The following is a 24,164-nucleotide window of genomic DNA, read 5'->3' on the forward strand; positions in this document are numbered from 1 at the left end:
TTTTTGATTTTTTGTTACAGGTTAACTTGCGATTTCATATTCTGGATAAGTCGCTAGAAGATATTCTTCGGCTTTGGAAGGAATTAAAACCAAGACAATATATTCGAGCAAAATGAATACAATCAATAAAAAACTACATACCAACAAAAACCATTCGGAATAATTTATGCCTTCAAAATGAATTGAAAATTGAATGGGTAAATTTATGAATCCAGTAAAGGAACCATAACCAAAGATAATGTCTTTAAACAGCCATTTTTTCCCCGATTGTTTGTTATTCCGTTTGATGTTTCTTGAAAGCGACCATAAGCCTATAAGACAAGCCAATGCTGTAAGGACAAACAGAATTTGAAGTATCAAAAAACTTTCTTGAAAGGATTTTAGCATATAAAAAACAATTCCGATAGCTAAGAATGTGAGGACGATTTTCGGTATCGAGAAAAAGTTCTTCAACTCACTCAACACCAAACGACTGTATTTCTTGTTCAAAACAGCCTCTCTTTTTTCTACTACATCCATAAAACCGAATACTCCAAATTTTTTAAATTCGAGATGCAACGCTTCCTCGAAAGTGAGTTTCGGGTTTTGTTTCCATTCGGCTTCAATGGCATTCGCCAAATGATCTACCAATTCGGTTTGCAAGTCATACCATTCCACATAATGCTGGCGAGTGAAGGTATAAAGTTGTTCGATTTGTTGTTCGCTCAATTTCATCTCAATAACTCAATTTAGGGTTCACAATATTTTGCATGTTCTTTATAAATTCTTCCAATTCTGCTAATCGATTCACGGTTTCAGTTGTTCCTTTTTCCGTCAGCTTATAATATTTTCGCATTCGATTATCCACCTTTTCAACTTCAACATCCAGCAAACCTTCTGCTTCCAATTTGTGCAAGGCCGGATACAAAGCTCCTTCGGTAATGTTCAATTCGCCTTGGGTAATTTCTTTTACCTTTTGCGTAATTTCATATCCATACATCCTTCCTTTTTCTTCTAAAAGTCTCATAATGATAGTATTGAGGCTTCCTTTATACAACTGTGAGTTCTTCATAACTTAAAATTTGAAATACAAATATACATAAGTTTCTTATACATAACAAATTTAGGTATGTAAATCTGACAATTATCATTTTTAGAAACCTTCAGCATTTAGTATCTTTGCAAAAAATCAAATCAATGTCGTCATTTTATAAATTGAATATAAAAGAAGTGAAACGCGAAACCCAAGATGCGGTTTCGGTGCTTTTCAATATTCCAACAGCATTACAACCTAACTATACTTTTAAACCCGGACAATATGTAACCTTAAAACTTACGCTTGACGGACAAGAAATTCGACGTGCCTATTCTATCTGTTCATCGCCAGAAAGTGGCGAATTGAGAATTGCCGTAAAATCAGTAAACCAAGGTGTTTTCTCCCAATTTGCCAATAAGGTTTTAAAAGCTGGAGATTTACTGGAAGTGGGCCATCCAGAAGGAAATTTTACTTTCGAACCAAATCCTGAACGCCAAAAAAACTATGCCGCATTTGCTGCAGGAAGCGGAATTACTCCGGTAATGTCCATAATCAAAACGGTTTTGAAAGGTGAGCCAAAAAGTACTTTTGTATTGATTTACGGGAACAAAACACCCGAAAACACCATTTTTCATCAAGAACTTCACGACTTGCAACTGCAATTTGTAGGCAGATTTTTTGTGCATTTTGTTTATAGTCAGGCAAAAATTGAAAACGAATTATTCGGAAGAATCGAACGTTCTACCGTAAATTTTGTACTCAATAATAAATATAAAACGTTAGAATTTGATAAATTTTATTTGTGTGGTCCAGAAGAAATGATCAACACAGTAAACGATGTCTTGAAAGAACACAACATCCCTGAGAAAAACATCAAATTCGAATTGTTTACGACTTCTGCAAAAGAAAATACCATTTCAGAATCATTAGAAGGTCATACAAAAATTACGGTTTTGGTTGATGATGAGGAAACAACTTTCGAAATGTCGCAAAAACAAACCTTGCTTGATGCAGCTCTAAAACAAGGACTTGATGCTCCATATTCTTGCCAAGGCGGAATTTGCAGCAGTTGTTTGGCAAGAGTTACCACAGGATCAGCCGAGATGAAAAAGAATTCTATCTTGACCGATGGAGAAATTGCTCAAGGCTTGGTTTTAACTTGTCAAGCACATCCTACTTCGAGTGAGATTTATGTTGATTATGATGATGTTTAAATAGTTTTCAGTCGCAGTTTTCAGTAAAAACTGTGACTGAAAACTGCGACTGTATACTAAAAAATGAAAAAGCCTCGCGATTTCTTCAAGACCAATCCTGCTCTTCTGGATGAACCAGAAGTTGAGGCCCTTTTGGACTATTGCGAAAGCTTGGAAAGTGAATTAGTCGATTTTAAATTCGAGAAAAACAACAACAAGGAATTGATTTTGCTCGATATGATCAAGGAAGTTTTGAAGGGTTGCAATGCTCTGGAAAAAGAACAGAAAGAGCACGAACGTTTTGGTTTTGAAGCTCCAGATTATCAGGAAACGATTTCGAATTTAAAAAGTTATATCCACGAAATTTGCAGGATCAATAAGATTTGGCTTTGATTTGGTTAATCACTGCTTTTTTGATTTCCAAATAAAACCATCCAAGACATAATGTGTGAATTGCGGAACCGTCAAAAGCGGTACCAAAATTAATTGCCATTGAACGAAATAGTCAAATCCTTGACTGAAATTGAAATGCTCATTCCAAACTAAAATTTCCCACAGGTATTCTTCTGAAAAAGCAAAGAAAAGCAAGATCCCAACATAAGTGAAAATCCCGATCAAACTCGAAAGTTTTGGGATTTTAAACGAATGATTGCTTTCTTTTTGATTGAAATAAATCAAAGCCATATACGGAATTCCGTGAGAAACTACATTTAATAATGTAAAAATCAAATCGTTGTTGAAATAGACAATTCCAAAATACCAAGAAAGAAATGTTCCGATGATGATGACGTTTTTTGGGATATTGAAATACTTCTTTTTGATTGAAAATAAAGTAGTCCTGAAAATGTAAAACCCTAAAATCGAATAATACATCCAAGTGAAAAATTGAAGCAATTCTGGGTTTTGATACGTTAGAAATTCATTTTCAACAAACCAAGTGAATTTTCTTGGCGAACTCATAAACCAGAAAATCATCGGATAAACCGTTGCCGCATAAATAAAAAGATTGTCGAAAAAAACACTCCATTTGGTTTTGATCTCCATTCGAGCATACAATCGCATAAAGCCGTATTGTTGTCTAATAAAATGAAAAACAGCCACATAAGCCAAAACCGACCAAAAGACTTTTGCTCCAAATAAAAACAAAATAAATCCAATTACAAAACAGATTATTGGCAAGTAAATCAGTAGTTTTCGCTTCTTCTTGAATTCTTCTTTTACAAAATACGTCTTGAACAAAGTGGCATAAACGTGTGCGACATCTATAAAGACAATCAGCAAAAGCCAAGTAAAAAACGAATGGTTTTCTTCGGCTTCTTTTAAGAAATTCTGAAAAAAGAATACGATTGAAAGTACCAGGAGTTGTGGCATCAAGATAAAAATCGAATCCGTTTTTGGATTATTAAGCCACGGTTGTTTCATCTAAAAGTTGATTTACAGTATTAATTCCTTGGTGAAAAGCTTCTTCAAAAATAGAAATTCCAGTCAAATCACTATGTGCAAAAAAGATTTTATTTTCAATAGATTGTGAAGCTTCTTTTCTACTATTTCCAGAAATAAATCCAGGAACGGGACTGATCATTCCGTGTCCAATTCTTTGAATATCTATTTCTTGAATCAAATTTTCAATATCAGGATGGGCAATTTTTAAATCGTTTATTATCATCTCTTTCCAAAATTTTTCAGGTTTAGAAAGCAATTCTTTTCTTGATTTTTTTAAATCTTCTGATGAAAAACTGTAATAATAAGTAATTACTTTTTTCTCTTGAATCTGACCTAAATTTTGGTGTTGGTTGAAAATATAACCCAAACCTTTTGCCCCATAAATCACATTGTCCCAACACAACGGAAAACTGTCGTTGTCGTTTAAATTATCGACCGTCAAAGTTGCCAAAAGCCACGGAGCATAATGAAAATGCTTCGAGATGTCCTTCCGTTCGGGCAATAAATAACCATTTATAAATTGTGGTGTTGCAAAAATTACCTTGTCCGAAATAATTTCAAAACTTTCTTTTTTCGCATCGTCAAAAACTTTTACACTGACTTTATCGCCAACCGTTTTTGCTTCATAAACCAAGTGATTTGTCAAAGTTTTGTCTTTTGAAAAAGCTTTTAAATGTGTGGTCAATCTTGCATTTCCTTCGGGCCAAGTCAAAACGTTTTCGGTTTTATCTTTGGTTGAATTATGTTTTCTGGAAGCAAAATAATGGATTCCAGCCCAAGAAGAAACAAATTCGATTCCCAAACCAAAATCATCTCGGCAGCAATAATTTACATATTCAAAAAGTTCTTCGGAAGAAAAATTATGTTCCAAAAGCCACTCTTTCATGGTAATTTTATCCAAGAAATTGAAGCTTTTATCTGTTGAAGAACTGCTTATCGGAATATCAAAAATGAATTTTCCATCATTCCCTTTTTTTGCCCTAAAATCGGTCATCATCTCAAAAAATCGACCGAAATCATCTTCAGCGGCTTTTGAAATTCCAAACTTTGGCACTAAGCTTTCCTGCCAAGTATTCTTTATAAATAAACGTTCTTGTGGCATGAACGTTAATTGTTCTTCATCAAAAATTGGAAAATTATCTTTAAAACCGGTAATGATTTTCGATTCTTGTAGAAACTGGATCACTTCTTTATCGTGAATATTAGGCAATGGAAGATAATGAGCTCCTAGTGGATATTTTGAATGTTTATTTTCTCCGTTTCGGGAATTTCCACCTGTATTTTTCTCTAATTCTAAAATAAGAAAATCCTCAATTCCTCTTTTTTTGAATTGCCTTCCAGCAGATAAACCAGCAATTCCTCCCCCAACAATCAAGTAGGGAATTTCGATTGTTCGGGAAATTTTCGGAAAATCTTTTGTTCGAAGTCGATGTCCTAAAATGTGATTGGTTCCTGAAAGTTTTATGGCAAAAGTGATTACTTTTTCCTGACAAGATTGCAGAAACGAGGGAATTGATGCCAAGAGAATTCCGGCAGAAACTGATTTTAAAAAGGTCCTTCGTGAGTTCAAATTATAGTTTTCCCCATTCTTCATCGAAATATCGCACTAAAATTTGATTATCCAACCGATTGATTTCCAAATCATTTGCTATCATATCTTTTGGAAAAAAATTTAGCTTTTTATATTGATAATCATAATACCTCAAGTTGGTTGCCTTCCTTTTTATTTGGCTGAAATCATTTTTCAAATCATTTGAAGCGATAGAAAAACCCCATTCTCCAAACGACGGAACATAAACATGATAAGCATCGGCATTCGGAAAAACTTCCTTAACAGTATTGTTGATACACCAGAAAGATTTTGGAGCAAAATAAGGCGAAGTAGTTTGGATGACAATTACGGTTTCTGATTTTGTAATGTTCTGTAATGATTTATAGAAATTTAGCGAATATAATTTGCCCAAACTATAATTGGACGGGTCGGGAAAATCAATAATGATGACGTCAAATTTATTCTTTTCTTCCTTTGTCCATAGAAAAGCATCGCGGTTAAAAACTTTTACTTTTGGATTGTTCAGGGAGTTTTCGTTAAATTTTTTCAGGATGGTGTTGGTTGCGAAAAGCGTGGTCATTCCTTCATCCAAATCGACCAAAGTGATTTTTTTTACTTCTTTATATTTCAATATTTCCCGAACAGCTAATCCATCTCCACCTCCTAAAACCAATACGTTTTCAATACTTTTTGCATTCGCCATAACTGGATGAACCAAAGCTTCATGATAGCGGTATTCATCGGCAGAACTAAACTGCAGGTTGTTGTTCAGGTATAATTTATAATCGTTTTTGGTGTGTGTCAAAACAATTCTTTGATAGGGAGTTGCTTTGGTAAAAATGATGTTTTCTCCGTATAATTTTTGTTCCGAATATGAAAGAATTTTGTCGGAAAAAAAGAAAACAAAGAGCAAAATGGAAAAGGCAAGAATCGCCTTGAATTTTAAAAGTGCAGGTCGTCTCAGCTCTTTTGAAAGTAAAAAACACAATGCGATGGCAACCGAAACATTGATCATTCCGAAGAAGAGTGAAGTTTTCATGACGCCTAATTGTGGCACCAAAACTAGCGGAAATAGTACCGAGGCCAAGAGAGCCCCGATGTAATCAAAAGTAAAGACATTTGAAACCAAGTCGCTGAATTCTACTTTTTCCTTTAAAATATTCATTAAAAGCGGGATTTCCAGACCAACCAAACAACCTGTGATGAAAACCAAAAGGTAAAGTATAAACTGGAAATAGTCGACTTTGTCGAAAAGTATAAATAAAATCACCGAACTTAATCCGCCAATAACACCTACTAAAATTTCGATTTCCACGAAAGTATTCAGCTGGTTTTTCTTGACGAATTTTGCAAAATAGGAACCAATTCCCATCGAAAATAAATAAACTCCGATTATAAACGAAAACTGCTTGACCGAATCTCCCAGAAGATAACTGGCCAAAGTTCCGGCTACCAATTCGTAAATCAATCCACAGGTGGCGATTACAAAAACGGCAAAAAGAAGCAGGTATTCAAACTTCAGGAAGTTTTTAGCCATGAATTGCGGCACTAATGATTAATGAGATTCCAAGGATGAAAGCTCCAAAAACAATAGCCAATGCGATATTCTTGTTGTTCACAAGCTCCTTCCAAGTGTTTTCTGGAGTCAGTTTTTCTAAAATCATGTAGCTGATGATTAAAACTATTATTCCAATTCCAGAAAAAATAAGTGAATTTACAATTCCTTTTAATGCGATATATTCCATACTTTTTAAATTTATTTATGATAAAAACGTGAAACCCCTACACGTCCTGAATTGTTGGTATTTGAATTGGCTTTTTCGGTCGAAACGCAATCGCAAATTCTATTTCCAGAAATCGTGAAAAACAGAAACATTCCATAAACCGCAACCCCAATAAGGAGTGGCCATTTATTATTGAAGATAAATTCTTTAACATTCATACTTTCAATTATTCAAACGGAGAATAGTCACTACTTTCCCATCTTCGTTGTTCAAAATTTTTATTCGCAAAAAAGAGAATAAGCAAGGTAATTCCCATTGCTAAAGCGGAAATAAAGAAATTCCACAATGAGGGTTCTTTCCAAACCACATTCACACTAAGGACTTCATTGCTAGAGTCAGGTTGTTTTTGAGGCGTGATTACTAGATGGTATTTCCCTTCGGCAACCCCACAAATATTAAATTTTTCGCCTTGACTCCCTTCACTCCAGCTTTCACCTCCTTCATATCCGTGGTAATATTCTAGGTCTTTGTTTGCATATTCTTCTTCGTTCGTTTTTTCATTTACAAGAGCAACCTGTGCATTTGCCCAAGAATTATTCACATCAGAATGGATGGAAATTGTCATTGGTGCTGAACCACCTTCCAAGGTAAACGATTCCGAAACATAATCCTTCCCAACATAGTCAGAAAAAGCGAAATTTTTGGAAAGTATATGGGTTTCCGTTCTGTTTTGGTTTACAAAAATTTGTGTGATTAGAATTAAAATCGCCACACAACAAAAAACTATCGCGGTATTTGAAAAATTAAACAGAAAAGGTTGAACAGCTCCAACACCCGATTTTAGAGGAAGATCTTGGTCTGTAAATGCTTTTTTTACTTCTGCTTTTGAAAAGTGTCTTCCGAAATAGGTGGTTTGCTTGTTATTAAACTCTTCTATCGAAACAATAAATGGTGGTTTTATATATTCCGCCATTTGAATTGTTGATTTTGAAATGGCATCATCAAAAAAACCATAGGCACCCACAATTATTGCATCTGTATATTCATACAAATTATAAGTGATACTGTTATGGGTCAATACTTGGAATTTTCTAGAAATATCATATTCATCCGGAACTTCTTCCAATAAAATCCAATGACCGTCTGATTCTGAAAGATAACGGTATGTATCATCTTTGGCTTTTAAAGTATATTCTCTCCAATAAAAGGTTTGATAAACTCGTTTAATGATTATTGCAATTATCTCATATTCAACATCTTCTATTGTGCCTTTTTGTCCAATTTTTAGGAGCGGAACTATCGAAGTATAATTGTATTTCTCCTTCGGAATCAATTCATTATTCTTAAAATAAAACAATGATTTGCATTCGAGACAACCAAAGGTTCTTATCTCAATAGTATTTTCAATTGAAGTTGATGTGCCACATTTTATACAGTTTATATGCATCTTCTATCGGTTAACTTCAACTTCCTTATTAATTTTAGCATCAAAAAATGTGACATACTCTTTTGCAATATCCCGAACTTTTTGGGTATTGTCTTGAGAATAATTGCACAAGTAAATATCCAAAGCCAAGTTCTTATTTTCAGGCCAAGTATGGATACAAATGTGCGATTCCATCAAACAAAATGCAACTGTATAACTCTGATTATCAAAAACATATTTTGTAAAACCCACTTTTTCAAGTTGGTGTTTTTGAAGGATTTTTTCAGTAAATTGAATGAATTGCTCTACTTCAACGAGTTTTTTGGTGTCTTCGGTTTGAAGCGTTAGGAGAATATGCAATCCCAAAGGATTTTCCTGAACAATCATAAATATGTTTTTTGAATGTTTTTGTAGAAGCCGAAAATAGGGAATTTTCTTTTATCTTTTTAAAGAAAGTAAAAAACTATTAATTTAATCTTAAAGTTAAATTTATTTTTTCTACTATTTCTTCTGATTTGATGCTTCTCATCGGATCCTCATACCCTTCCACTTTTTTATTTCCGTAAACCGAGGTAGGTAATTTTGGAAATTGATTTCGATCCGAAACCAAAGCACTTACTAGAGGTTGATTAAACGGCAAAAATCCGGCAAAAGGATGAGTCGCACCCCAAAGCGTGAGTACTTTTACACCCAGCATTGCAGCAATATGAGCGTTTCCAGAATCCATAGAAAGCATTACATCAAGATTTGAAATGAGCTCTAATTCTTGTTTGAAAGTGATTTTTCCTGCAATTACAAATACGTTTTCTTTTCCTTCTGCAAATTGGTTCAGGATTTGAATTTCCCTATTTCCTCCACCAAAAAGTAAGATTTTATTTTTCTTATTTTCATGCAACAAATCAATAACTTTTTGCATCAAATCTTGTGGATAAACCTTGGAATCATATTGAGCAAAAGGTGCAATTCCGATCCATTTTTGTTTTTTTTCTCCAATTAGATTGATGATTTCCTCGTCCATTTTTTGTTTGGATGGAAAAACCGGATTCGATAAATCGATTTGAAAACCAAGTTCTTCAAACACTTTCACGTGCCGTTCAAACATTGAAGTTACGGGTTTGAAAATTTTATTTTCAGCTCTTGTCAAGGCTTTTTTTTCCGCTCTGCCTTTGTCAACCGAAGCTGTTTTTTTTCCGCTCAAGGCAAAAAGCGTCCGGACAACTTTAGAACGTAAAACGTTATGTAAGTCGGCAAAAGCATCAATATCAAGCTTTCGCAAATCATTGAACAATCGGATTAATCCCAAAAAACCTTTATGTCGTTCTTTTGCATCAAATGCAAAAAAGTCAAGATTTGGAATATCATCAAAAAAAGGCTTGAAAAAAGGCCGTGAAATAAACGTGATTCTTACCTCAGGATGTTGCTTTACAAAAGCCCTGATAACAGGAACCGTCATCGCGACATCTCCCATTGCGGAAAGTCGGATGACGGCTATATGTTTGTTTTTTTTAGACAATTTACTTGTCGTAGAATTACTTTTTATTCTGATACAAAACTGGATTCAATTCATCGTCATTGTACATTTTCATCTGCTTGTACACTTTCATAAATTTATCGCCATTTTCTATATCTTGCAACAAATCATCGATTGCTGTTGACAAATCGGTTCTTTGTTCTAGTAAGATATTTAATTTTGCCTGACATTTATCTCTGTGGTCTTGTGACGCTTCTGGACGAGTTGCTTCTTCATGCATGTGATAGATTTTCAAGGCAAGAATCGACAATCTATCGAAAGCCCAAGCCGGACTTTCAGAATTGATTTTTGCATTGTCCTTTACTTTTACATGACTGAATTTCTGAAGAAAATAACTGTCTATATATTCCACCATATCTGTTCTTTCTTGGTTGGAAGCGTCGATTCTCCTTTTTAACGTAAGTGCAGCAACCGGGTCGATATTCGGGTCACGGATGATGTCTTCAAAATGCCATTGAACCGTGTCAATCCAATTTTTGAAATACAACAAATGCTCAAATTTATCCTTCGGAAAAGGATTTTCTATAGGCTGATCTACATTGTCGAACTTGTGGTAGTCCTGAATACTTTGCTCAAAAACGGAGTATGCTAATTTTGAAAACATATCTTTATATTTAAAAGACAAAGATACTTTTTATACTTTTATAACCTAAAACAAATTCAATCAGTTTATGCAAATTCATTACTTATCAGAAGCCAATAGTGTCCTGAATCATTTCTTGGGTCAAATTCGGAATGTAAATGTTCAGAAAGATAGTATGCGTTTTCGACGAAATATCGAACGTATTGGTGAAATTATGGCCTATGAATTAAGTAAGGACTTGCATTATAAAGCTATCGAAATCCAGACGCCACTTGGAATAAAAAAGACAACAGAAATTGAAGATGATTTGGTTTTGTGTTCGATTTTAAGAGCTGGATTACCTCTTCATTTGGGATTTCTGAATTATTTTGACAGTGCCGAAAATGGTTTTGTTTCGGCTTATCGCAATCACTATAATAACGATGATGCTTTTGAAATCAGGGTTGAATATCAAGCAATTCCAAGCATTGAAAATAAAAATCTGCTTTTAATTGATCCAATGCTTGCTACTGGACAATCTATGGTGGCCGTTTTCAAGAAGCTATTGGAAAAAGGAACTCCAAAGGAAATTCATATTGCCGTTGTGATTGCTGCTCCTGAAGGAATTGCCTATTTGAAGCAACATCTTCCAGATTATTGCCATCTTTGGGTAGCGACTTTGGATGAAAAACTAAACGAGAAAAACTATATTGTTCCAGGTTTGGGTGATGCCGGGGATTTGGCGTATGGAAACAAACTTTAATTTGAAATGATTTTTTGATCGAAGATTTTTGATTTCTTAATCATTGTTAAAGAACTCCTTACTTCCTTACTTACAATTGCAAGAAGAATGATAAAAAGCTAAGTCCAACTACTAAAATAGCTGTTGCTTCTTTGGTCCATTTTACTTGAATTCCTTCGAAATAGCCTGTTGCCATAACGGCTAATGGCATGAAAGTATAAAGCAAAATGCTGTTGTTTTTATCGGGCGAAACTACATAAACTGCAAATCCGATAAAGAAGGTAATGATGATTTTTTTGTAGGAGTTGTGGTGAATCAGTGGTCTGCTTGGCAGGGAAACAATTTGTGTGAAAAGAAATAGGGCTGTGATAGCAACATAAATGGAAAGTGCGATGTTTTGGAATTTATTGGTAAAGTAATTGAAATCGAAACTGAAATAGGCTTTTTCCAATAGCCTATCGACTAATGTTTTATCGAATATAAAGGCGAATAACAGGAATATTATTGCCACGGTAAAAAAGGCTATGTAAGGCAAAACCCAGTTTCTATAATCTCTTGCAACGTGCAGTATAATGGAAACAAAAACTAAAATAATGAACAAGATACTCCAAAAATGAAACAATGCTGCTATGAAAATCCATAAAGAGGCGTCGAATATTTTTTCTTTTGGCGTGACCAATGATTGTAGCGAAATTAGTCTTCGCAAGGCCAAAAGAATGAAAAAATTTGAAATGATTAGGCTTGAAGTCCCCAAAGTGGTTGGAAACAATATCAAAAAACTGAAAAAGAACAGGAACGGAAACGTATTGTCTTTACTGAGTCCGTTTTTTTTGGTGATGAAATTCGAGATGAAAAGCGAAGCAACCAATAACAATAATAGCACTCCTTTATTGGCAATTTCCATGCCTGAATCGATACTTGCAACGTCTTTTAATTGGTAGAGAAAGAAGCATACAATTAGCAAGGTTGTGACCAAAATGTAATTAAATGGTCTTGATTTGCTAAAAATAGTTGTAATCATAAGGATATTTTATACTTTTGTAATTGTAAATATAATACTTGTACTAAAAATGAAAGCATTTTTTGAAGGAATACAGTCTTTATTCGTTGATTTTTTATTCTTGCCTTTAGATTTTCTAAGAGAATTGGAATTAACTAGTTGGTTCACTGCCAATCTTTTGAATTGGATTTTTATGATTATCTGTGCTTATTTTATTGTTTATTGGATCAAACAATTGAAACTGCACAAATCAAACAATGACGAATTTCAAGATACTACGGCTCACTCTTTCTTAAAGTAAAAAGTCTCCTAACCCCAAATGGGAATTAGGAAACTTCAATATTAAAGGTCGAAACCGATATCTTTTCTAAAATACATCTTATCAAAATTTAGTTTATCTATGTTTTGGTAAGATTTTCTTATGGCCTCTTCGAAACTTTCTCCGAATGAAGTTACGGTTAAAACTCTTCCTCCGTTACTCACAACTTGACCATTTTCGGTTTTGGTTCCTGCATGAAAAACGATAGAATCCTGAACCAGTTCTATTCCAGAAATCGCTTTTCCTTTTTCATAATCTTCCGGATATCCGCCAGAAACAACCATGATGGTTGTGGCACTTCTTTCGTCGATTTCAAGAGTTGCTTCATCTAGTTTTTCATTGGCTACAGCCACAAATAACTCAACCAAATCTGATTTTAATCTTGGAATGACTACTTCTGTTTCTGGATCACCCATTCTCACATTGTATTCAATTACATAAGGATCGTTATCCACAATGATTAGTCCGATGAATACAAAACCTTTGTAGTTTATTTTATCATGATGAAAACCGTCGATTGTAGGTTTTACAACTCTGTTTTCTATTTTTTCAAGCAATTTGGCATTTGCAAACGGAACTGGAGAAACAGCTCCCATTCCACCAGTGTTTAAACCTGTATCGCCTTCGCCAATTCTTTTATAATCTTTTGCTGTTGGAAGAATTTTATAATTTTTCCCGTCTGTTAAAACAAAACAGCTTAATTCGATTCCGTCCAAAAATTCTTCGATAACGACTTTTGAACTTGCAATTCCAAATTTTTCATTCAGCAACATATTGCTTAATTCGAACTTGGCTTCATCCAAATCGTGAAGGATCAAAACACCTTTTCCGGCCGCCAATCCATCTGCTTTTAAAACATAAGGCGGTTTCAAGGTTTCCAAGAAATGAAATCCTTTTTCTATATTGTCTTTGGTAAAACTTTGATAAGCTGCAGTTGGAATTCGGTGGTTCAATAAAAATTCTTTTGCAAATTCCTTACTTCCTTCTAATCTAGCACCGGTTTTTGAAGGTCCGATTACTGGAATATTTTTCAAAAATTCATCATCTAGAAAGAAATCGACAATTCCAAGAACCAAAGGATCTTCTGGACCAACGACAACCATGTCTATTTTTTCGGCAATTACTAATTTTTTTATTTCTCCAAAATCAGTTGGAGAAATGTTTACGTTTGTTGCAATAGTTTCGGTTCCTGCATTTCCAGGAGCTACAAAAAGCTTGTCGCAAAGTGAACTTTGAAGCATTTTCCACGCCAAAGCGTGTTCTCTTCCTCCTGAACCAAGTAGTAAAATTGTCATTTTAGTGTTGTTTTAGTTGTTAGGCAAAAATAGGTCGTTTTGGCTTCAAATAATAATTTTTTAAGCATTTACTAACTTATTTTTGAAATAGAAGGATTCATTTTCTATTAGAAATAAATATATTTGTTGGGAATTTTTTAACAAAAAGCGATGAGCGAGATTTGCAAGAACTGTAGTAATGAAATTGTCTTAAATTTTTGTCCAAACTGTGGCCAAAAAAAGGCAAAACGTATTGACAAAACGTATATTAAAGATGAGCTTCAATATACGGTTCTACACATGAACAAGGGTTTTTTGTATAGCATTAAAAAAATCCTAAGAGGTCCTGGAAAAACCGCTAGAGAATTTGTAGAAGGAAACCGTGTGAACCATTACAAACCTATTCTTTTGGTTTTCGTAGTGGCGGGTATTAGTGCTTTTTTGACTAATACATTGATTCATCCAGATGAAATTATGGCTAGATTTTATAAATCCCAAAACCTGCCAGAGATCCAAGAGAAAATGAATATTATTATGTTTTCTTTTATTTACAAGTATTACGCAATAATAATGTTAGCAAGTGTTCCAATTATGGCTTTCTTTACTTGGTTGGCATTTAAGAAATGGGGGTACAATTACTATGAAAATGTTGTGATTACAGCTTATTCCCTGGTTTTTTTACAAGTCTTAACCATTCTTATTGTAATTCCACTTCAATACGCTTTCAAGGATAACCTGCATTTGTTTATGATAATACCAACAATCATTTCGATGATTATCATGATTGGAACTTTTATATGGTTTTATATAGATTTATATAATCAAAAAAGTGCTGGTGATGTTATTTTGAGATTGTTACTACTTGCTGCAATACTGTTTATAGTTTACATACTGCTAATTATTATAGCTATCATAGTTGGAGTTGTATATGCGATGTCAACAGGTATTGATCCTAAAACCTTTTTTCCAGCACCTAAATAATGCTAAAACTCTTTGACCTTTCTCTAAAACTTTCCGGTTTCCCGATAGAGGAAGGCAAAAAACAGTTTGAAGAAATTCTGTCGGTTCCAGAAACTGCATATGAGGCTTTTTTAGAAGAAAAGAAAAAGGAAATCGTCAACTTTCATCTTCAAAATAATGCATTCTACCGAGATTTGAATGGTGGTGGAACTTTCAATATTTGGAATACTTTACCGGTTTTAACCAAAAAAAATCTTCAAAAGCCTTTATCAGAAAGGCTTTCAAAAGGATATTCTGAGAAAAATATTTTCGTTAATAAAACCTCTGGTTCAAGTGGCGAGCCTTTTATTTTTGCCAAAGACAAATATGCTCATGCTGTAACTTGGGCTTCTATAATTTATAGATTCGGATGGTTTGGTGTTGATTTTAACACTTCCTATCAAGCTCGCTTTTATGGTATTCCAAAGGATTTTATCGGATACAGAAAAGAACGTTTGAAGGATTTTTTAAGCAAAAGATACCGCTTTTCTATCTTTGATTTATCTGATGCCGTTTTAGAAAGAGTGTTGCTGAAATTTGAAAAATCGGAGTTTGATTATATCAACGGTTATACGAGTTCGATTGTCTTATTTGCCAAATTTCTTAAAAAGAAAGATATTATTCTAAAAAATATTTGTCCAACTTTGAAAGTGTGTATGGTAACTTCCGAAATGCTTTTTGAGGAAGACAAAGTACTTTTGCAAACCCAATTCGGAATACCGATTGTGAACGAATATGGTGCTTCTGAACTAGATTTGATTGCATTTCAGAACCCTAAAGGCGAATGGCAAGTAAATGCCGAAACACTTTTTGTAGAGATTTTAGACGAAAACAATCAGCCCGTTCCAAATGGAAAAGAAGGCCGAATTGTGATTACCTCTCTTTTCAACAAAGCCCATCCTTTTATTCGATATGATATTGGCGATATTGGAATTTTGGATGAAAAAAGTACTTTCAAGAAACCCATTCTGAAACAATTAATCGGCCGAACCAATGATGTTGCAGTTTTGCCAAGCGGAAAAAAATCGCCCGGATTGACCTTTTATTATGTTACCAAAAGCATTATTGAAGACGATGGAAATGTGAAGGAATTCATCATCAAGCAACTAAAAATAGATTCTTTTGAGGTAGAATATGTTAGCGAAATAGAACTTTCTGAACCTCAAATCAAGAAAATTGAAGAGGCTATCAGTTTGTACTTAGAGCCAAATTTGAATTTTACTTTTATCCGAAAAATTTCGTTGGAAAGAACAAACAGAGGAAAATTAAAGCAGTTTATATCCCTTTTAAAATAATATATGGAAAACGAAATGTACCTTTCTGAAGAAACAATTTCTAATAAAATTTATTTTATCAGAAATCAAAAAGTAATGCTTGATAGAGACTTGGCAAAACTTTACGGGATTGAAACTAAACGATTAAAAGAGCAAGTCAAACGAAACTTATCTAGATTTCCTGAGGATTTTATGTTTGAATTATCAAAAGACGAATTTGCAAATTGGAGGTCGCAATTTGTGACCTCCAATTCTGATAAGATGGGATTACGTTATGCTCCAATGGCATTCACAGAACACGGAGTGTTAATGCTATCAAGTGTTTTGAATAGCGACAAAGCCATTCAGACGAATATCCAAATCATGAGGATATTTTCAAAAATTCGTCAGATGCTTCTGGATACTACCGATTTAAAAATTGATATTTTACAGATTCAGAAAAAACTGGAGAACCATGATAAAAATATCGAGTTGGTTTTTAGCTATTTGGATGAATTAACAGAGAAAAAAGAAAGCCAAAAACCAAGAAACAAAATTGGCTACAAAAAATAAAGGTTTTATTAATTTCTATACTTTATAAAACCGCGATACATCCATTGCAACATATAATAAACCGACTGGAAAACGTTCAATTTTTCGACTTCTCGGTAAAACTGCCATTGGTATTTGAGTAATTTCGACTTGTTTCTGGAAAGTGAATTTTCCCGAATCCTGTAAATAGCTTGCGTTTCCTGAATACCATAGGCAAACGGAATTTCTTTTAAATATTGCAACCAAAGTCCCATATCTTGACGCTTGAAAATTTTGGGCATCTTTTTTTTGCCTAAAACTTCGATGTCAATAAAAGCGGTCAAACAACTGATGGAATTGGTTTTGAGAATATCAGTATAAGTTACTTTTTCGGGAACGATAAAATCTGAATAGACAAATTCGAGGTTTTCATTCGATCTTTTATAGGATGAAAATACAAAATGAATATTCGTTTTTTTTATGGTTTGGATGCTGTTTTCAATAAATGTTGGAAACCAAATATCATCTGCATCGAGAAAAGTCATGTATTTCCCTTTTGCATTCTCAATCCCAATATTTCGGGCTTTTGCAGGACCAACATTTTGCTTTTGAGGAAAAAATTGAATTCGGTTGTCTCGTCTTGCAATTTCATTTATGATTTCAATCGTATTGTCCAATGAACCATCATCTACAATTAGCATTTCCCAATTTTGATGCGTTTGATTTTGAACCGATTGGATCGTTGCTGAAATGAATTTTCCAGAATTAAAAGTAGGCGTTATTATGGATACTAAAGCTTCCATCAGTAGGCTTTTTTATCACCTTTGACTGCATTGACAACGGTCATGAAAATGATTTTCAAATCCAATAAAATCGACCAATTTTCCATGTAGAAAATATCATATTTTACTCTGTAAATGATATCCTTGTCGTTTTCTACTTCGCCACGAAATCCATTTGTTTGGGCCAATCCTGTAATTCCAGGCTTGATAAAATGCCGCACCATGAATTTATCGACTTTCCGAGCATACATTTCTGTATGGCTCACCATGTGTGGCCTTGGCCCAACAACCGACATATCCCCTAGAAAAACATTAAAAAATTGTGGTAGTTCGTCGATGCTCGTTTTTCGCATTAATCGACCTGTTTTGGTAATTCGGGGATCATTTTTAGAAACCTGTTCAATATCAGCGATTGCATTGAGTCGCATCGAGCGAAATTTGTAGCAATTGAATTCGTGATAATTGAGTCCGTTTCGCATTTGCTTGAAAAAAACTGGTCCTTTGGATTCCATTTTTATGAAGATGGCCAAAATCGGGATCAACCATGAAAGTACTCCAACAATGATAATCAATGAAAATATGATATCGAAAATCCTTTTGATCCATTGATTAATAGGGTCGTCAAGCGGAATATCCCGCAATGATGCAATTGGAATGATACCGTAATAATCAAGTTTCATATTTCGCCCAAAAACTTCCTTTTCGTCAGGAAGAAATTTTAGGATCTTGAGATTGTTATCTGCAAAATCAATAAAATGATTAACCTGATTGATCGACAAATCACTCATGGAACAATATACCTCATCAATTTTATGTTCTACGACAAATGAAAAGCAATCGGAAATTTGTGTTTTTTTATCGCCTTCAAGGTTAAAAACCTTAACTAGCTGATAACCATAATCAGGATTTTCATTGAAAAAATCAGCCAAATGCTGGATCTTTTTTTCGTTTCCTATAATGACTACTTTTCTAAAATTCCCACCAAAAAGCGATCGGTATTTTCGAAGGAAATAATAAATAAAAAGTTTGAGAATTGCAATTGTTAAAATCGAAACTACAGTATATTCAAGTGTATCTTGCGAATTAGAATTTTTTACATAAAATCCTGAAAACGCATAACATAGAATTGTAAACAGAGCAAACTGTTTGGCAACTTTATTGCCGATTTCAACTACTTTTGTAAAGCGATAAACTTCATAGAAACCAACATTTATGGCAATTATAATCCACGAAAGTGAAATAAAAACCATAAAATAAGGCGAACAAAAAGCGTCAGAAAGCATCAAAAAGGAAAACAAATTGATGATTGCCAAATCCAATAGATATGAAAATGGCCTGATGTAACCTGAATATCTTCCTGTTTTATTTTTCATTCATTAAAAAATATACTTTGAAAAGTCTTTGTGTTCTTCTTTCAATAATTCTTCGGAAGACAATGATTTGAAATATTCATAGGTTAGTTTCATTCCTTCTTGGCGAGTAATTTTAGCTTCCCAACCCAAAATCTCTTTCGCTTTGGTTGTATCCGGTTGACGTTGCATGGGGTCGTTTATGGGCAATGGGTGATATGCCACTTTTTGATTGGTTCCAGTTAGCTTGATAATTTCTTCGGCAAAATCCTTGATGGTTATTTCGTCTGGATTACCAATGTTTACGGGCAAGTGATAATCAGAATGCAGTAATCTGAAAATACCTTCCACTTGATCCGTTACATAACAAAAAGAACGTGTTTGCATTCCGTCACCAAAAATGGTCAGGTCTTCCCCTCTTAAGGCTTGACCGATAAAAGCTGGAATTACACGACCATCATTGAGTCGCATTCTTGGTCCATAGGTATTAAAAATTCTAACAATTCTGGTCTCTACGCCATGAAAAGTATGATAGGCCATCGTGATGGATTCTTGGAAACGCTTGGCTTCGTCATAAACCCCCCTTGGTCCGATGGTGTTTACGTTTCCGTAATATTCCTCGGTTTGGGGATGCACCAATGGATCTCCATACACCTCAGATGTAGAAGCGATTAAGATTCGTGCTTTTTTAACCCTTGCCAAACCTAATAAATTATGAGTTCCAAGCGAACCTACTTTCAAGGTCTGAATTGGAATCTTCAAATAATCAATTGGGCTTGCAGGTGAAGCAAAATGCAAGATATAATCTAAATTCCCAGGAATGTGTACAAATTTTGTAATGTCATGGTGATAGAATTCAAAGTTTTCGAGCTTAAACAGATGCTCGATATTTTTTAAATCACCTGTTATGAGGTTGTCCATCCCAATAACATAATAACCTTCAGCAATAAACCTGTCGCAAAGGTGGGAACCTAAAAAACCTGCCGCTCCCGTAACTAGAATTCTTTTCATAATGATGGCTTTAATACTTTCTTTTGCATTCTAACCGCGTTGAAGATGCTGTACAGCACAACAAAAAACACAATGCCTCTTTGCCTGCAAAAAAAGGATTCGGTCAAAAATAAGATTATCATGGTTAGGGAAAAAACAATATGCAGGAAATTTTTGTCGGCTATTGCATTTTTAATATTGAAAACCAACATTGCTACTAAAATCAGGAAACCAAATATTCCCAATTCGGCAAAGGTTTGAACATATTGATTATGAAAGTTGAAATCGCCATAACCTGGATATAAATTATGTTCTTCGGTTTTTTTTCGGATATTCTCTTGTGAAGCTTCCAATCCTAAACCAGTGAAAAATATATTTTGTTCTTGGAGCATTTCACCAAAAATTCTTGTTTGATAAATTCGCATGGCGGTTCCAGGAAAAAAATGATTCTGTTCAAACTTTTCGTTGTTCCAAGCTTGATTAAGACTAACATTATAGACATTTCCGTTTCCTATATCTTCGTTTAGCGTGTTGTCTACGAAAGCGGTTTCATATTCGATTAAAAAACGCTCTCGAATTTCTTTTACAAAAACCAATGAAAAAACCAAAAAGGCTGTTACGGAGGCAATTGTTAGCAATTTCACGCTGTTTTGGGTCTCTGCAAAATAGATATAGAAATAAATAATGAGCAGGAAATCAATGAAAATGATGCTTTTTGACGAAAGTAGAAAAATAAACACCGCCAGTATAAAAATGGATATCTGTTCTAAGAGCGTTTTTCCTTTTCTCGAAATGAAATAAAACATCGCAAATGAAGCAAAAACGGCAACATAAATTGCATTTAAGTCCAAGGTCACCAACTCATGGTAGAAAAAAACGGCCTTGTTTCCGGTTTGGATGAAGCGTACTATAGCATTTCCAAAATAAAACAAAGCATACAGCACCATTCCAAAACTATAGTATCTGAATATTTTTTGAGTATCTATTTTCGCAAGATTTGGTACAAGTAAAAAAGCCAACGGGATGAGAAAAAACAACACCTCTTTTTGAAGTCCAGACACAGTTGCTTGTTGATCTCTGGTCCAAATTAAGGATAAAACCATCAGCAAATAAAGAAAGATCGGAAGGATTAGTGCCTTATTGAAGTTGAATTTAATTTTGTGTAAAGTAGAAAAACAAACGCCTAAAAACAAAATACAAGCAATACTCCCGAAAATATATTTCAAAGGAATTGATAGTAGAATTATTGCTAAAAGATAAACGAAAACCTGTGGATGTTTGCTTAAATTACTGATTTTCAGAGATGCACTTTTCAAATAATTGTAAATATTCGCCATTTATTTTCTCCCAATTGAATTCGCTTGCAATAGCGTCAAAGTTGTTTTGAATAACCTGCAAGTTATCATTTTTTTTGATTCTTACTGTTAAATTTTTAACGTCTTCGGGATTCTTAAAATAAAATGCATTTTCTTTTAAAATAGCCTTGTTGAAATCGTTATCATGAGCAATGATTAAAGCTCTTGATGCGATGGCTTCTAACAAAGATGGATTGGTTCCTCCAACGGAGTGTCCATGAAAATAGAGGTTTGAAAAATACCGCAAATTATCGAGATGCTTCAGGTTATAAACCGCACCTATGAATCGGATATTTTTATTGGCTGTGTATTTTTGTTTTAAATAATTCCCGAATTTAGTGTTATGATTACCAATAACGAGAATGGTTGCTTGATTATTGCCTAAAACAATGCCGTCGAGTATCGTTTCGATGTTGTTTTCGGGTTCAAGCCTAGCGAGAATCATATTAAAATTGTACTTCTCTACATTATATTCCTTCAGAATTTCTTCTTCTGGTTGCTCAAAAACGTGAGCTCCATAGGCAATATAAGTTGATGGTTTGTTGTATTTTTCGATTATGTATTTTTGAATTCCGAGAGAATCTGAAATTAAATAATCGCTACTTTTTACGGCAAGTCTTTCGGCAAATTTCAATACGTTTTGAACCGTTTTTGAATATTTGGTTCGTTTCCATTCCAAACCATCCATGTTGGTGATGATCAAGGGCTTTTTTGGAAGTAGAAAATACCAAACCGAGCTGCTGGTATAACCCAATTGCAAGATGATATCGAAATTTCGCTTGCGAGAATCTAATATGCAATTTAAATCATATATGAACTGTCCTGCTGTTCCAATCTTGAATTCAGGATCATAACAATGAATCAAATTAACACCTTTAAAGGTTTTTTCCTGATAAGGATGGTTGTGCGAATTATAGACATACACTTCGTGTCCTTTTGCTGCTAGATATACTGAAAAAAACTCTGCAAATTGTTCGAAACCTCCGTAATGATTGGGAACTCCTCGGGTTCCTAGTATTGCTATTTTCATGAAAGGTTTGTTTTTTCAGTAAGCAAAAATAGGTAATTTAATTCTTGGAGAACAAAAATAATCCTATTCAAATTATGTTGTTTATGGTTTTTTGTTAATGTCACACAATTAACTGAAAATGAAATTTGATAATCGTTTTTATTAAACATAAATTCCTATTTTTGTCAGTAACTAACGTTATACATCTTGTCATGATTAACTTTGAATACCTTGAAAATAATTTAGATAAACTCCGTATAGAATATCTTGCAGCTCAACCTTTTCCTCATTTAATTATTGACGGCTTTTGTGATGAAGAAAAATTAGTTAAAGCATACGAAAGTATCCCTGAACTCAATAATAAAAGTCGTGATTATGCTTTTGCTAATAATAAATTTGAAAAATCCAACTATAAAGAACTTGGTTCAGAATTAGCAGAATTGCATAGTGAATTACTTTCTGAAAGGTTTAATAAAATATTGTCTTACATTACAGCTAAAACCATTTTTGTTGATCCTAAAAATCATGGTGGTGGGTTGCATCAAGGAAAAAAGAATAGTTTTTTAGACATGCACTTGGATTTCAATTATCATCCAATTAATAAAAATTGGTACAGAGAACTAAATTTATTATTGTATTTGAACAAAGACTGGAAGCCGGAATATAAAGGCGGTTTGAGAATTAAAGATTTAAGAACCAATCATGAAGCCGAACTTGATGTTCCCTTTAATAGATTGATTATTCAACAATGTGCACCCTACACGCTTCATGGCTATGATATGACTAATTTTCCTGAAGGAAGATATAGAACATCCGTTGCTACTTATGCTTATCAAGTTCATGAAAGATTGATTGAAGAACCAAGAACTACAGACTGGTTTCCTTCAAAAGATGCGTCTTTCTTGAAAAAGCAACTGGCTAAAAATTATAATTTTTTAGTGCAAACTAAGAATAAATTTTTTGGTAGTGGGACTGCTAAGAATCAGTAATTATTGATTGTTAGCGGTTTCATAGGCCTTTAATGTTTTTAAAGCTGCTTTTTCCCAAGTATATTCTCTAAGTATTTTTGCTTTTAATTCTTCATCAAAAGGTGTCGAATATGCATTATCAATTGCCTCTTTAATCGAATTGACATCATTTGGTTGGCAATAAAAAGCGTAGTTTTCAAAATATTCTTCCGTATCCCCTTTTTTTGTTACTACAATATTACAACCCATTGCTGCCGCTTCTATGGAAGACAGTCCGGGAGTTTCCATCCAACTTACTAAAGCATGGACCTTCGCAACTTGATATAGTTCTTTTAATTCTTCATGGGGAATTGGTCCTAAAAAAAATATATTTGATCCAGCCTCAGCATGAACTTGATCTACATATTTCTTTTGATTTTTAGATTCATTACCAACTAAAACTAAAGTATATTTTGTGTTTTTTACGGCTCTAATTAAATTTAAAGTTGATTTTCTTCCTTCAATTCTGGCAGCACAGAGAATACAGTCCTTGTACTTTGCATATTTACTGTTTGTATTGACTTTTGAATTATCAAAAACCGCTTTGTCAATTGAGTTTGGGACAACTTCAAAATTATATTCTTTTAATTTGAACTCAGCTGCAACTCTTTTCATTTCGGAAATTGAATTAGGTAGAAATACATCAACATTTTTTGTTATGTCTTTCATTAATCCGTAATAACCTCTAAATAATAGTTTTTTTACACCTTTGTGAAATCGATTCTCATGATAATGTCTGATAATAATTTTCAAATAACCAATTTGATAGGGAGATAGAATATTAGCAAGCTTTTGAGCTAAGCCTCCTCTTGCTTTTCTTTCATATTCAGTATAAAGACCATATATTGTTGAAAGCACAACTTTTTTATTTTGTTTTTTCGCATTTACACACTGCAAGTAAATATCTTGAGGATCCATTAAATTGAATAGGTGTACCACATCATAATCTGTTAAATCAGGTTCAAATTCCAATGAAATATCCACTTTTACTCCTAGTTTTTCAAGATATTCTTTGGTTTTTTGGATTTGAATCAAGTCACCACCTGGAGCTGTATAAAGATTTGTTCTAGTTTGAAAAAGGACTTTCATTTAATAATGATTAATTCTA

27 protein-coding genes are annotated in these 24,164 nt (G+C 33.8%); 8 read left to right on the forward strand and 19 right to left on the reverse strand.

Annotated elements, in window-relative coordinates:
* Positions 1-21: 21 nt before the first annotated feature.
* Together G508_RS0102015 and G508_RS0102020 are read right to left on the reverse strand one after the other, a co-directional pair.
* Positions 22-714: a hypothetical protein gene (locus G508_RS0102015; RefSeq protein WP_026703758.1), complete on the reverse strand. Its 693-nt coding sequence runs from the start codon at positions 712-714 to the stop codon at positions 22-24.
* A gap of 1 nt (position 715) precedes the next feature.
* A complete protein-coding gene (locus tag G508_RS0102020; RefSeq protein WP_026703759.1) occupies positions 716-1,051 on the reverse strand; it encodes a PadR family transcriptional regulator in 336 nt (111 codons plus the stop codon).
* A 125-nt stretch (positions 1,052-1,176) separates the two neighbouring features.
* On the opposite strand from G508_RS0102020, the gene G508_RS0102025 reads away from it, so the two are divergent.
* Both G508_RS0102025 and G508_RS0102030 read left to right on the forward strand, forming a co-directional pair.
* A complete protein-coding gene (locus tag G508_RS0102025) occupies positions 1,177-2,229 on the forward strand; it encodes a ferredoxin--NADP reductase (RefSeq protein WP_026703760.1) in 1,053 nt (350 codons plus the stop codon).
* 63 nt (positions 2,230-2,292) lie between these two features.
* Positions 2,293-2,601 carry a hypothetical protein gene (locus G508_RS0102030; RefSeq protein WP_026703761.1) on the forward strand — a complete coding sequence of 103 codons (309 nt, stop codon included), beginning with the start codon at positions 2,293-2,295 and terminating at the stop codon, positions 2,599-2,601.
* A gap of 9 nt (positions 2,602-2,610) precedes the next feature.
* On the opposite strand, the gene G508_RS0102035 is transcribed toward G508_RS0102030, so the two are convergent.
* From G508_RS0102035 to G508_RS0102075, 9 genes are all read right to left on the reverse strand, one after another.
* Positions 2,611-3,630 (reverse strand): hypothetical protein, encoded by a 1,020-nt coding sequence (locus tag G508_RS0102035; RefSeq protein ID WP_026703762.1) that lies wholly within the window; start codon positions 3,628-3,630, stop codon positions 2,611-2,613.
* Complete coding sequence (locus tag G508_RS0102040; protein WP_245569831.1) at positions 3,611-5,221, reverse strand: flavin monoamine oxidase family protein; 1,611 nt, start codon at positions 5,219-5,221, stop codon at positions 3,611-3,613. The genes G508_RS0102035 and G508_RS0102040 overlap by 20 nt, the downstream gene beginning before the upstream one ends.
* Position 5,222: 1 nt before the next feature.
* Positions 5,223-6,740, reverse strand: coding sequence for a polyamine aminopropyltransferase (locus tag G508_RS0102045; protein ID WP_026703764.1), 1,518 nt, complete (start codon positions 6,738-6,740; stop codon positions 5,223-5,225).
* Entirely contained in the window at positions 6,733-6,948 is a 216-nt protein-coding gene (locus G508_RS0102050) for a DUF350 domain-containing protein (RefSeq protein WP_026703765.1), read from the reverse strand. The genes G508_RS0102045 and G508_RS0102050 overlap by 8 nt, the downstream gene beginning before the upstream one ends.
* An 11-nt stretch (positions 6,949-6,959) precedes the next feature.
* The gene (locus G508_RS0102055) at positions 6,960-7,145 is read right to left on the reverse strand and encodes a hypothetical protein (RefSeq protein WP_026703766.1); all 186 of its coding nucleotides are present in this window, start codon (positions 7,143-7,145) and stop codon (positions 6,960-6,962) included.
* An 8-nt stretch (positions 7,146-7,153) separates the two neighbouring features.
* Positions 7,154-8,374 carry a DUF4178 domain-containing protein gene (locus G508_RS18415; protein ID WP_084625901.1) on the reverse strand — a complete coding sequence of 407 codons (1,221 nt, stop codon included), beginning with the start codon at positions 8,372-8,374 and terminating at the stop codon, positions 7,154-7,156.
* A 3-nt stretch (positions 8,375-8,377) separates the two neighbouring features.
* Positions 8,378-8,740: an S-adenosylmethionine decarboxylase family protein gene (locus tag G508_RS0102065; RefSeq protein ID WP_026703767.1), complete on the reverse strand. Its 363-nt coding sequence runs from the start codon at positions 8,738-8,740 to the stop codon at positions 8,378-8,380.
* Between the two features lie 79 nt (positions 8,741-8,819).
* Positions 8,820-9,821 (reverse strand): glycosyltransferase family 9 protein, encoded by a 1,002-nt coding sequence (locus G508_RS0102070; protein ID WP_051197414.1) that lies wholly within the window; start codon positions 9,819-9,821, stop codon positions 8,820-8,822.
* 61 nt (positions 9,822-9,882) lie between these two features.
* Positions 9,883-10,488 (reverse strand): DUF4254 domain-containing protein, encoded by a 606-nt coding sequence (locus tag G508_RS0102075; RefSeq protein ID WP_026703769.1) that lies wholly within the window; start codon positions 10,486-10,488, stop codon positions 9,883-9,885.
* 67 nt (positions 10,489-10,555) lie between these two features.
* Here G508_RS0102075 and upp point away from each other — a divergent pair, with 67 nt between their 5' ends.
* Positions 10,556-11,209, forward strand: coding sequence for a uracil phosphoribosyltransferase (gene upp / locus G508_RS0102080; RefSeq protein ID WP_026703770.1), 654 nt, complete (start codon positions 10,556-10,558; stop codon positions 11,207-11,209).
* Positions 11,210-11,279: 70 nt separating this feature from the next.
* On the opposite strand, the gene G508_RS0102085 is transcribed toward upp, so the two are convergent.
* Positions 11,280-12,209, reverse strand: coding sequence for a hypothetical protein (locus G508_RS0102085; RefSeq protein WP_026703771.1), 930 nt, complete (start codon positions 12,207-12,209; stop codon positions 11,280-11,282).
* Positions 12,210-12,258: 49 nt separating this feature from the next.
* On the opposite strand from G508_RS0102085, the gene G508_RS0102090 reads away from it, so the two are divergent.
* The gene (locus G508_RS0102090; RefSeq protein WP_026703772.1) at positions 12,259-12,489 is read left to right on the forward strand and encodes a DUF6341 family protein; all 231 of its coding nucleotides are present in this window, start codon (positions 12,259-12,261) and stop codon (positions 12,487-12,489) included.
* A gap of 41 nt (positions 12,490-12,530) precedes the next feature.
* Here the strand turns inward: G508_RS0102090 and purD are convergent, their stop codons facing one another.
* Entirely contained in the window at positions 12,531-13,802 is a 1,272-nt protein-coding gene (purD, locus tag G508_RS0102095) for a phosphoribosylamine--glycine ligase (protein ID WP_026703773.1), read from the reverse strand.
* 279 nt (positions 13,803-14,081) lie between these two features.
* Here purD and G508_RS18420 point away from each other — a divergent pair, with 279 nt between their 5' ends.
* Genes G508_RS18420 through G508_RS0102110 form a run of 3 tightly spaced genes read left to right on the forward strand, consistent with a single transcriptional unit; the run spans position 14,082 to position 16,606 of the window.
* Positions 14,082-14,762 (forward strand): DUF3667 domain-containing protein, encoded by a 681-nt coding sequence (locus G508_RS18420; RefSeq protein ID WP_169628007.1) that lies wholly within the window; start codon positions 14,082-14,084, stop codon positions 14,760-14,762.
* Complete coding sequence (locus G508_RS0102105) at positions 14,762-16,075, forward strand: phenylacetate--CoA ligase family protein (protein ID WP_026703774.1); 1,314 nt, start codon at positions 14,762-14,764, stop codon at positions 16,073-16,075. The genes G508_RS18420 and G508_RS0102105 overlap by 1 nt, the downstream gene beginning before the upstream one ends.
* A 3-nt stretch (positions 16,076-16,078) precedes the next feature.
* Positions 16,079-16,606, forward strand: a complete 528-nt coding sequence (locus G508_RS0102110; RefSeq protein WP_026703775.1) for an ORF6N domain-containing protein — start codon at positions 16,079-16,081, stop codon at positions 16,604-16,606.
* 8 nt (positions 16,607-16,614) lie between these two features.
* Here G508_RS0102110 and G508_RS0102115 read toward each other — a convergent pair whose 3' ends face one another.
* From G508_RS0102115 to G508_RS0102135, 5 genes are all read right to left on the reverse strand, one after another.
* Positions 16,615-17,367 (reverse strand): glycosyltransferase family 2 protein, encoded by a 753-nt coding sequence (locus G508_RS0102115; protein ID WP_026703776.1) that lies wholly within the window; start codon positions 17,365-17,367, stop codon positions 16,615-16,617.
* Complete coding sequence (locus G508_RS0102120) at positions 17,367-18,719, reverse strand: exopolysaccharide biosynthesis polyprenyl glycosylphosphotransferase (RefSeq protein ID WP_026703777.1); 1,353 nt, start codon at positions 18,717-18,719, stop codon at positions 17,367-17,369. Before G508_RS0102120 ends, G508_RS0102115 begins: the two co-directional genes overlap by 1 nt.
* A 3-nt stretch (positions 18,720-18,722) precedes the next feature.
* On the reverse strand, positions 18,723-19,706 hold the full coding sequence (locus G508_RS0102125; protein WP_026703778.1) for a UDP-glucuronic acid decarboxylase family protein: 984 nt from the start codon (positions 19,704-19,706) through the stop codon (positions 18,723-18,725).
* Positions 19,703-20,746: an O-antigen ligase family protein gene (locus G508_RS0102130; protein WP_169628008.1), complete on the reverse strand. Its 1,044-nt coding sequence runs from the start codon at positions 20,744-20,746 to the stop codon at positions 19,703-19,705. The genes G508_RS0102125 and G508_RS0102130 overlap by 4 nt, the downstream gene beginning before the upstream one ends.
* 226 nt (positions 20,747-20,972) lie before the next feature.
* Complete coding sequence (locus G508_RS0102135; protein WP_026703780.1) at positions 20,973-22,070, reverse strand: DUF1972 domain-containing protein; 1,098 nt, start codon at positions 22,068-22,070, stop codon at positions 20,973-20,975.
* 191 nt (positions 22,071-22,261) lie between these two features.
* On the opposite strand from G508_RS0102135, the gene G508_RS0102140 reads away from it, so the two are divergent.
* Positions 22,262-23,038: a 2OG-Fe(II) oxygenase gene (locus G508_RS0102140; protein WP_026703781.1), complete on the forward strand. Its 777-nt coding sequence runs from the start codon at positions 22,262-22,264 to the stop codon at positions 23,036-23,038.
* Here the strand turns inward: G508_RS0102140 and G508_RS0102145 are convergent, their stop codons facing one another.
* Positions 23,039-24,145 (reverse strand): glycosyltransferase family 4 protein, encoded by a 1,107-nt coding sequence (locus tag G508_RS0102145; protein WP_026703782.1) that lies wholly within the window; start codon positions 24,143-24,145, stop codon positions 23,039-23,041.
* Between the last annotated feature and the right edge of the window lie 19 nt (positions 24,146-24,164).

It is taken from the genome of Flavobacterium soli DSM 19725, assembly GCF_000422705.1.
GTDB classification, from domain to species: Bacteria; Bacteroidota; Bacteroidia; order Flavobacteriales; family Flavobacteriaceae; genus Flavobacterium; species Flavobacterium soli.

What these genes read in the sequence shown, in the direction of transcription:
- G508_RS0102110 (WP_026703775.1), top strand. Translation starts at nt 16,079, where the DNA reads ATGGAAAACGAAATGTACCTTTCTGAAGAAACAATTTCTAATAAAATT.
- G508_RS0102070 (WP_051197414.1), bottom strand. Translation starts at nt 9,821, where the DNA reads ATGGGAGATGTCGCGATGACGGTTCCTGTTATCAGGGCTTTTGTAAAG.
- G508_RS0102015 (WP_026703758.1), bottom strand. Translation starts at nt 714, where the DNA reads ATGAAATTGAGCGAACAACAAATCGAACAACTTTATACCTTCACTCGC.
- G508_RS0102105 (WP_026703774.1), top strand. Translation starts at nt 14,762, where the DNA reads ATGCTAAAACTCTTTGACCTTTCTCTAAAACTTTCCGGTTTCCCGATA.
- G508_RS0102075 (WP_026703769.1), bottom strand. Translation starts at nt 10,488, where the DNA reads ATGTTTTCAAAATTAGCATACTCCGTTTTTGAGCAAAGTATTCAGGAC.
- upp (WP_026703770.1), top strand. Translation starts at nt 10,556, where the DNA reads ATGCAAATTCATTACTTATCAGAAGCCAATAGTGTCCTGAATCATTTC.
- G508_RS0102115 (WP_026703776.1), bottom strand. Translation starts at nt 17,367, where the DNA reads ATGGAAGCTTTAGTATCCATAATAACGCCTACTTTTAATTCTGGAAAA.
- G508_RS0102065 (WP_026703767.1), bottom strand. Translation starts at nt 8,740, where the DNA reads ATGATTGTTCAGGAAAATCCTTTGGGATTGCATATTCTCCTAACGCTT.
- G508_RS0102035 (WP_026703762.1), bottom strand. Translation starts at nt 3,630, where the DNA reads ATGAAACAACCGTGGCTTAATAATCCAAAAACGGATTCGATTTTTATC.
- G508_RS0102090 (WP_026703772.1), top strand. Translation starts at nt 12,259, where the DNA reads ATGAAAGCATTTTTTGAAGGAATACAGTCTTTATTCGTTGATTTTTTA.
- G508_RS0102030 (WP_026703761.1), top strand. Translation starts at nt 2,293, where the DNA reads ATGAAAAAGCCTCGCGATTTCTTCAAGACCAATCCTGCTCTTCTGGAT.
- G508_RS0102055 (WP_026703766.1), bottom strand. Translation starts at nt 7,145, where the DNA reads ATGAATGTTAAAGAATTTATCTTCAATAATAAATGGCCACTCCTTATT.
- G508_RS0102050 (WP_026703765.1), bottom strand. Translation starts at nt 6,948, where the DNA reads ATGGAATATATCGCATTAAAAGGAATTGTAAATTCACTTATTTTTTCT.
- G508_RS0102085 (WP_026703771.1), bottom strand. Translation starts at nt 12,209, where the DNA reads ATGATTACAACTATTTTTAGCAAATCAAGACCATTTAATTACATTTTG.
- G508_RS0102045 (WP_026703764.1), bottom strand. Translation starts at nt 6,740, where the DNA reads ATGGCTAAAAACTTCCTGAAGTTTGAATACCTGCTTCTTTTTGCCGTT.
- G508_RS0102135 (WP_026703780.1), bottom strand. Translation starts at nt 22,070, where the DNA reads ATGAAAATAGCAATACTAGGAACCCGAGGAGTTCCCAATCATTACGGA.
- G508_RS0102140 (WP_026703781.1), top strand. Translation starts at nt 22,262, where the DNA reads ATGATTAACTTTGAATACCTTGAAAATAATTTAGATAAACTCCGTATA.
- G508_RS18415 (WP_084625901.1), bottom strand. Translation starts at nt 8,374, where the DNA reads ATGCATATAAACTGTATAAAATGTGGCACATCAACTTCAATTGAAAAT.
- G508_RS0102145 (WP_026703782.1), bottom strand. Translation starts at nt 24,145, where the DNA reads ATGAAAGTCCTTTTTCAAACTAGAACAAATCTTTATACAGCTCCAGGT.
- G508_RS18420 (WP_169628007.1), top strand. Translation starts at nt 14,082, where the DNA reads ATGAACAAGGGTTTTTTGTATAGCATTAAAAAAATCCTAAGAGGTCCT.
- G508_RS0102120 (WP_026703777.1), bottom strand. Translation starts at nt 18,719, where the DNA reads ATGAAAAATAAAACAGGAAGATATTCAGGTTACATCAGGCCATTTTCA.
- G508_RS0102025 (WP_026703760.1), top strand. Translation starts at nt 1,177, where the DNA reads ATGTCGTCATTTTATAAATTGAATATAAAAGAAGTGAAACGCGAAACC.
- G508_RS0102020 (WP_026703759.1), bottom strand. Translation starts at nt 1,051, where the DNA reads ATGAAGAACTCACAGTTGTATAAAGGAAGCCTCAATACTATCATTATG.
- purD (WP_026703773.1), bottom strand. Translation starts at nt 13,802, where the DNA reads ATGACAATTTTACTACTTGGTTCAGGAGGAAGAGAACACGCTTTGGCG.
- G508_RS0102125 (WP_026703778.1), bottom strand. Translation starts at nt 19,706, where the DNA reads ATGAAAAGAATTCTAGTTACGGGAGCGGCAGGTTTTTTAGGTTCCCAC.